This window comes from Pseudomonas sp. AL03 (assembly GCF_029960815.1).
Lineage (GTDB): Bacteria > Pseudomonadota > Gammaproteobacteria > Pseudomonadales > Pseudomonadaceae > Aquipseudomonas.
The window spans coordinates 46616-53379 of record NZ_JASBRE010000031.1 but is presented as its reverse complement, the minus strand read 5'-3'; the positions used below and the strand labels follow the sequence as shown (position 1 = coordinate 53379).

General features: G+C 59.7%; 6 protein-coding genes. 4 read left to right on the top strand and 2 right to left on the bottom strand.

Annotated features, from left to right (window positions below):
- Positions 1 to 217: 217 nt before the first annotated feature.
- The 3 genes from QK293_RS23380 (at position 218) to QK293_RS23370 (ending at position 4017) form a co-directional block, all read left to right on the top strand.
- Positions 218 to 658: a cytochrome c gene (locus QK293_RS23380; RefSeq protein ID WP_008156283.1), complete on the top strand. Its 441-nt coding sequence runs from the start codon at positions 218 to 220 to the stop codon at positions 656 to 658.
- A 3-nt stretch (positions 659 to 661) separates the two neighbouring features.
- Entirely contained in the window at positions 662 to 2092 is a 1431-nt protein-coding gene (locus tag QK293_RS23375; RefSeq protein ID WP_282381564.1) for a cbb3-type cytochrome c oxidase subunit I, read from the top strand.
- A 77-nt stretch (positions 2093 to 2169) separates the two neighbouring features.
- Positions 2170 to 4017: a VWA domain-containing protein gene (locus tag QK293_RS23370; protein ID WP_282381561.1), complete on the top strand. Its 1848-nt coding sequence runs from the start codon at positions 2170 to 2172 to the stop codon at positions 4015 to 4017.
- A gap of 164 nt (positions 4018 to 4181) precedes the next feature.
- On the opposite strand, the gene QK293_RS23365 is transcribed toward QK293_RS23370, so the two are convergent.
- On the bottom strand, positions 4182 to 4382 hold the full coding sequence (locus QK293_RS23365) for a protein DnrP (RefSeq protein ID WP_282381559.1): 201 nt from the start codon (positions 4380 to 4382) through the stop codon (positions 4182 to 4184).
- Positions 4379 to 5062, bottom strand: coding sequence for a Crp/Fnr family transcriptional regulator (locus QK293_RS23360; protein ID WP_282381557.1), 684 nt, complete (start codon positions 5060 to 5062; stop codon positions 4379 to 4381). Before QK293_RS23360 ends, QK293_RS23365 begins: the two co-directional genes overlap by 4 nt.
- A gap of 483 nt (positions 5063 to 5545) precedes the next feature.
- On the opposite strand from QK293_RS23360, the gene QK293_RS23355 reads away from it, so the two are divergent.
- Entirely contained in the window at positions 5546 to 6736 is a 1191-nt protein-coding gene (locus QK293_RS23355) for an NnrS family protein (RefSeq protein WP_282381555.1), read from the top strand.
- Positions 6737 to 6764: the final 28 nt, after the last annotated feature.

Below are 6764 nucleotides of genomic sequence, written 5' to 3'. Positions count from 1 at the left end.
GGATCTACCAATCGGCGCAGTCAGACGAATCGATATTTAGCGTAGGACGCTTCCGGTAATCCGGATCGAGGGGAACACGTTCCTTAGCCACAGGTAAGGCGCCCGGCTTCTTGAAACGAAGACCCGACCAGAACCATCTGGCTTTCTTGATCGCCATCAAGCAGGTTTCAACCCTTCGCTTCCTATCATGGACACGCCTAGCAAAGAGGAAGCGACCATGTCAGACACCTTCACCAAAGGCATGGCCAGGAATATTTACTTTGGGGGAAGCATCTTCTTCTTCCTGATATTCCTGGCTTTGACCTATCACACGGAACAGACCTTTCCAGAGCGCAGCAATGAAGCGCTGTTAACCGAATCAGTGGAGCGGGGCAAGTTGGTCTGGGAGCAAAACAACTGCATCGGCTGCCACACGTTGTTGGGTGAGGGCGCCTACTTCGCGCCTGAGCTGGGCAACGTGTTCCAGCGGCGCGGCGGGGAGGCGGGCTTCAAACCCTTCCTGCATGCCTGGATGAAAATGCAGCCACTGGGCGTACCGGGCCGGCGCGCGATGCCTCAGTTCAAATTGAGTGACCAGGAGGTGGATGACATCGCCGAGTTCCTCAAATGGAGCTCGAAAATCAACACCAATGGCTGGCCGCCAAACAAGGAGGGCTAAGCGATGAGCATTGCTAATCCGCATCTGAAATTCGCCTCGCAAGCCGTGGCCAAACCGTACTTCGTGTTTGCCCTGATCCTGTTTCTCGGTCAGATACTGTTCGGTTTGATCATGGGCCTGCAATACGTGATCGGAGACTTTCTCTTTCCGATCATCCCCTTCAACGTGGCGCGGATGGTGCACACCAACCTGCTGATCGTCTGGATATTGTTCGGCTTTATGGGGGCTGCCTACTACCTGATTCCGGAAGAGGCCGACCGCGAACTGCACAGTCCGAAGCTGGCGATCATCCTGTTCTGGGTGTTCGCCGCCGCGGGGGTGCTGACGATTCTCGGTTACCTGCTGGTGCCGTATGCCGGCCTGGCGAAGCTGACCCACAACGAGCTGCTGCCGACCATGGGTCGAGAGTTCCTCGAACAGCCGACCATTTCCAAGATGGGCATTGTGGTGGTGTGCCTGGGCTTCCTCTACAACATCGGCATGACCTTGCTCAAAGGGCGCAAGACCACCGTCAGCATGGTGATGATGACCGGGTTGATCGGGCTTGCGGTGTTCTTCCTGTTCTCCTTCTACAACCCCGGCAACCTCGCCCGCGACAAGTTCTACTGGTGGTGGGTGGTGCATCTTTGGGTAGAAGGCGTGTGGGAACTGATCATGGGGTCGATGCTGGCCTTTGTGCTGATCAAGATCACCGGTGTAGACCGGGAGGTCGTGGAAAAATGGCTCTACGTGATCATCGCCATGGCGCTGATAACGGGGATCATCGGTACCGGTCACCACTTCTTCTGGATCGGTGCGCCTGAGGTTTGGTTGTGGGTCGGTTCAATCTTCTCGGCACTCGAGCCGCTACCCTTCTTGGCGATGGTGATTTTCGCCTTCAGCATGGTCAAGAACCGGCGCCGGGACCACCCGAACCGCGCTGCCACGCTGTGGGCCAAGGGCACCACGGTCACCGCGTTCTTCGGTGCCGGCGTCTGGGGTTTCCTGCACACCCTGGCTCCGGTCAACTTCTACACCCATGGTTCGCAACTGACGGCGGCTCACGGTCACCTGGCCTTCTACGGTGCTTACGCGATGATCGTGATGACCTTGATCAGCTACGCCATGCCGAAACTGCGCGGGCTTGGCGAGGCAGCGGACGAGCGTTCGCAGCAACTCGAGATCTGGGGTTTCTGGCTGATGACTCTGTCGATGGTGATGATCACGCTGTTACTCACCGCTGCTGGTGTCGTGCAGATCTACCTGCAACGCTGGCCGGTGGATGGCGTCGCGTTACCGTTCATGGCCACTGTCGATCATTTGCAAGTGCTGTTCTGGGCTCGTCTGGGCGCCGGTCTCGGTTTCTTCGCAGGGCTGCTCTGCTACCTGTTCAGCTTCAAGCGACGGGTGCCAGTGGGGATCACTGCGACTGCCGCCTCCGCTGTTCGTTCGTGAGTCAATAACATCCCGGAGGAGGACGGCCCGGCTGGTACAGCGGGCCGTTTCACATTGGTTTTCAGAGGGGAAAAACCATGGCCTTTACCGTCGAACTGGAAGAGTGGGTCGGCAGTGTCTGGCATCGCTTCATCACCCGCCGCGCCAGCCCGGACTTTCCCGAGGCCCGCGTCGAACTGATCAACCAGCAGCGACCGCTGGCGCTGCTGTTTCGCGCCATGGGCGGCGCCAGTGGCATCGGTGTCGAAGCCGCCAGCGACCGCGATCTGTTGCTGCGGCGCAACGTGCTGCAGCAGATCGCCGGCACCTGCAAACAAGTGCCATTGGCGTGGTGCGACGAGACGAACCTTCGCCTGCCGTCGAGCCTCGCGGTGTACCCGGATGCCGCGTTGAATCAAGAGCTGTATCGCTGGCTGGCGCTGCTGGCGGCCCAGGCCGGGCAGATGCGCCACTGGGGGCGAGATAATCAACGCTGGACACAAATCCTTTTACAACGTTACCCGGCGTTGCGTTCGCGCTACGAACGGCTGGTCGATGCTCATCTGCAATTGCGCCCGGATCCCGCCTCGTTGAAGGGCGGCGAAGCGGCGCTGGAGCGGGCCTTGCGCCAGGCACTGTGCGACCCCGGCAGTGTCGAACATTTTCCCCGCAGCGAACGGGCGGCCTGGCCGCTGCCGCTGTGGTTGTATCCGCCGCTGCACCTCGCAAGCCCCCAAGCGGGGGATCTCGAAGAATCGCAAGACGCGGAAGATCATCTGGCCACCCCTCCCGGCGAACAGAAAAGCGGACGCAAGCGCGCCACGCGGATCGATGAAAGCACCAGCAAAGGAGGGCTGCTGGTAGTGCGTCTGGAAAACCTCTTCAGTTGGAGCGAACACGTCGATCTGGATCGCTGGTCGGACGACAGCGAAGACCCGGACGCCGCCAGGGTCGCCGACGACCTGGACGAATTGACGCTGTCGCGCACCCGTCTGCGCAAGGGCGGCGGTCTCAAGCTGCACCTGGATTTGCCGCCCGCCGATGTCGACGATATTCCCCTGGGCGAGGGCATCAAGTTGCCGGAGTGGGACTATCGCAAACAGCAGATGCAGGACGGCTTCGTCAATCTGCAAATGATGGTGCCCCGCGACAGTGAGGCACAACCATTGCCGCCACGACTGAAGGCTTCGGCGCTCCGTCTGCGCCGCCAGTTCGAGCATTTGCGCAATGACCGTCAATGGTTACGCCAGCAACCTCAAGGGTCTGAACTGGACATGCAGGCCTGGCTGGACTTTCACGTTGAACGCGAGCATGGCCAGTGTGCGGAACGAGGTTTGTTCATGGAACAACGACAGACACGCCGCGACCTGGCGTGCCTGTTGCTGGCCGACGTATCGATGTCCACCGACGCCCACTTGAACGATGAGCACCGGGTGATTGATGTGATTCGCGACAGCTTGCTGCTGTTCGGCGAAACCCTGTCGGTGCTGGGCGATGATTTCGCCCTGTACGGGTTTTCCTCGCTGCGTCGTCAGCAAGTGCGCATGCAGGAACTCAAGTCCTTCACCCAGCGATATGACGACAACACCCGAGGTCGCGTTCAAGGGCTCAAACCGGGTTATTACACGCGCATGGGCGCCGCCATTCGCCAGGCCACCCAACTGTTGGGCAAGAGCAAACGACGCAGCAAACTGTTGCTGCTGCTGACGGATGGCAAACCGAATGATCTGGATCTGTATGAGGGACGCTACGGTGTTGAAGACACCCGCGAGGCGGTGCTGGAGGCGCGGCGTCAGGGGTTGACGCCGTTCTGTATCACGATTGATCGCGAAGCCGGGGATTACCTGCCGTACATGTTCGGCGCCAATGGCTACACCTTGATCCGCCAGCCCGAGCAATTACCCCTGCGCTTGCCACAGTTGTATCGCCAGTTGACGCAACCTTGAGGCAGACTTCCCCTGTAGCAGCTGCCGAAGGCTGCGTTCGGCTGCGAAGCAGTCGTAAAAACCATTCACCGCGGTGTTTCAGGAATACCGTGGGCTCAGGATTTACGACTGCTACGCAGCCGAACGCAGGCTGCGCCAGCTGCTACAGGGGATTTGTGCAGTCTTCAGGAGATGCTGCGTGGCAGCCAGAAAAACATCGTCACGCAGAAGATCGTCAAACCGATGCAGAACCCCATGAATCGGCGCAGTCGACGCTGCGCCGCATGTGCGGCCAATACCGGCAGGGGCATGCCACATTGGCTGCATTCGGATTCCTGTGGTGGGTTGGCGTGTTGGCAATACAAACAGACGGGCATGGCGCTCACTCGAACTGTTCCAGGCGCAGACGATCAAGAATGGCGATCTGGCGACCGTCCTGCGTGATGATGTTTTCATCGATCAGGCGACGGATGATCCGCGAAAAGGTTTCCGGCTGGATCGACAGATGCCCGGCAATCAGTTGCTTGGCCATCGGCAGTTCGAATTGGCTGTCAACGGTTTGCTGGCGCACTAATTGAGTCAACAGATAGCGCACGACCCGGTGGGTAGCGTTTTTCAGTGACAGGGTTTCGATTTCGTTGACCCGCTGATGCAAGCGAACACAGAGCTTGCCGAGCAGTGCAAAGGTCAGTCGGCTATTGCTCTGCAGGAGGCGCATGTAGGTGTTGTTGGATAACCGGTAGAGCTGAGTGGGGCAGATCGCCTCGGCCGAGGCCACATAGTTCGGGGTGTCCATCAGCATCATCGCCTCGGCGAAGGTTTGCCGATCGCTGATGACCTCAAACACTTTTTCCTGCCCATCCGGTGTCAGTCGGTAGATTTTCACCGCCCCGGCAATTATGAAATAAAACGAGTCAGCCGGCTCACCCTGGCGGAACAACGGCTCGCCTTTGTCGATACTCAGCAAGTGGCTGGTACTCATTAATTCATCCAGCTGTTCTTCGTTCAACGGCTCGAACAAATGATGACTGCGCAGAATCTGGTGATGGACGCGATGAAGCACCATAAGAATTCATCCTAAAGGTTGAGAAGGGGGCGGCTATCAAGTCAAACGAGGCCTAGAGAGACGCCGCTGGCCAACGCCAGGACCGAGGTCAGCACCACAAACCAGGCCAGTGGCTGGATGACTTTTTTCATGATGACTCCTAAGGATCGAGAGGGAGCAAGGTTTCTTTGATTCCCGTAGCTTGAGCAAAACGCGGGCCATGCCTGGAAGTCCTTGTTTAGTGGGGTTGTTAAACAGAAGGGTAAAAAAGACCATGAGCGTTAGGGTTCAAATGACCACTAAATGGTCATTTGAACCCTGAGTGGATGACCGCTACGGGGGATGAGAGCCTGCCCCGGCGCAGAGCGTCAGCGGGGCACGCCCCTTGCACACTTGATCTGCGACAAAGGCAATTGATCGCTGATACCCGATGATTGACCCACGTATTGACCTCGGCGCTTGCGGGTGAGCGCCAGGTCAGCAGCAAGGTAAAGGAGTGGCTTTATGCAAGTGCTTGACCGCCGTAAAGCGATGGCAATCGCGCCGCTGTTACGTCTGGCCTTTCGGCCATTTTTTCTCGCGGGCTGCGTTCTGGCGGTGCTGGCCATTCCGCTCTGGCTGGCCGCCTTCAGTGGTGCGCTTTCCGGTTGGCAGCCGGCCGGTGGCTGGCTGGGCTGGCATCGACACGAATTGCTGTTCGGATTCGGTTTGGCGATCATCGCGGGCTTTCTGCTGACGGCCGTGCAGACCTGGACCGGTCGCCCCGGCCTCAGCGGGCAACCGCTGGCCGCGCTGGCGTTGCTGTGGTTGTTGGCGCGTGTAGCCTGGTTGGTCAATGCACCGTGGCCGGTGCTTGCGGTGCTGGAATTGGCGTTTCCGCTGGCGGTGGCCGCGCTCATGGGGTTCACCTTGTGGAAGGTGCGGCAGACACGTAACTACCCGATTGCAGTGGTGTTGCTGTTGTTAGCGGCGGCCGACGGATTGTCCCTGTACGGCCTGGTCGAAGGTCATGAAGGCTGGCAGCGTCAAGGCGTGCTCACCGGTCTCTGGCTGGTGGCGGCGATGATGGGGTTGATCGGTGGGCGGGTCATTCCGTTCTTCATCCAGCGCGGCCTCGGCAAGGTCGAGGGCGTTGCTCCTTGGCCCTGGCTGGATTGGCTGCTGCTGGTTGGTTCACCCCTCGTGGCCTTGTTATATGCCGCCGGACCTGCGCTTGAGCCCACTCTCTGGGTGGGCCTGTTGTTCGCCGTGTTGGCCGCAGCGCATCTGGTGCGTCTGGTGCGCTGGCATGATCGCGCACTCTGGCGCGTGCCGTTGCTGTGGTCGTTGTACCTGGCTTATGGCTGGTTGGCGGTGGCCTGTCTCGGGATGGCGCTGTGGCATTTCGGCGTGCCGATGAACCCGAGTCTGGCGGTGCATTGCCTGACGATCGGTGCCATGGGCGGACTGGTGTTGGCGATGATCGCGCGGGTTAGCCTGGGGCATACCGGCCGAGCGCTGGAGCCGCCGTCGGGCATGACCCTGGCGTTCATTCTGCTCAACCTGGCGTGCCTGAGCCGGGTCGTGTTGATCTTGTTCTTTCCCTTGCCTGCGTTGTGGCTGGCCGGTCTGTGCTGGGCGCTGGCGTTTGCGCTGTACGCCTGGCGCTACGGGCCGATGCTGCTGCAGGCCCGGGTGGACGGTCATCCGGGATAAGCACGCGAACTGATGGAGGCTGCCGGTG

Bases quoted from the DNA above. Each gene is read 5' to 3' on its own strand.
- QK293_RS23380 (WP_008156283.1), top strand. From the start codon at position 218: ATGTCAGACACCTTCACCAAAGGCATGGCCAGGAATATTTACTTTGGG.
- QK293_RS23375 (WP_282381564.1), top strand. From the start codon at position 662: ATGAGCATTGCTAATCCGCATCTGAAATTCGCCTCGCAAGCCGTGGCC.
- QK293_RS23370 (WP_282381561.1), top strand. From the start codon at position 2,170: ATGGCCTTTACCGTCGAACTGGAAGAGTGGGTCGGCAGTGTCTGGCAT.
- QK293_RS23360 (WP_282381557.1), bottom strand. From the start codon at position 5,062: ATGGTGCTTCATCGCGTCCATCACCAGATTCTGCGCAGTCATCATTTG.
- QK293_RS23355 (WP_282381555.1), top strand. From the start codon at position 5,546: ATGCAAGTGCTTGACCGCCGTAAAGCGATGGCAATCGCGCCGCTGTTA.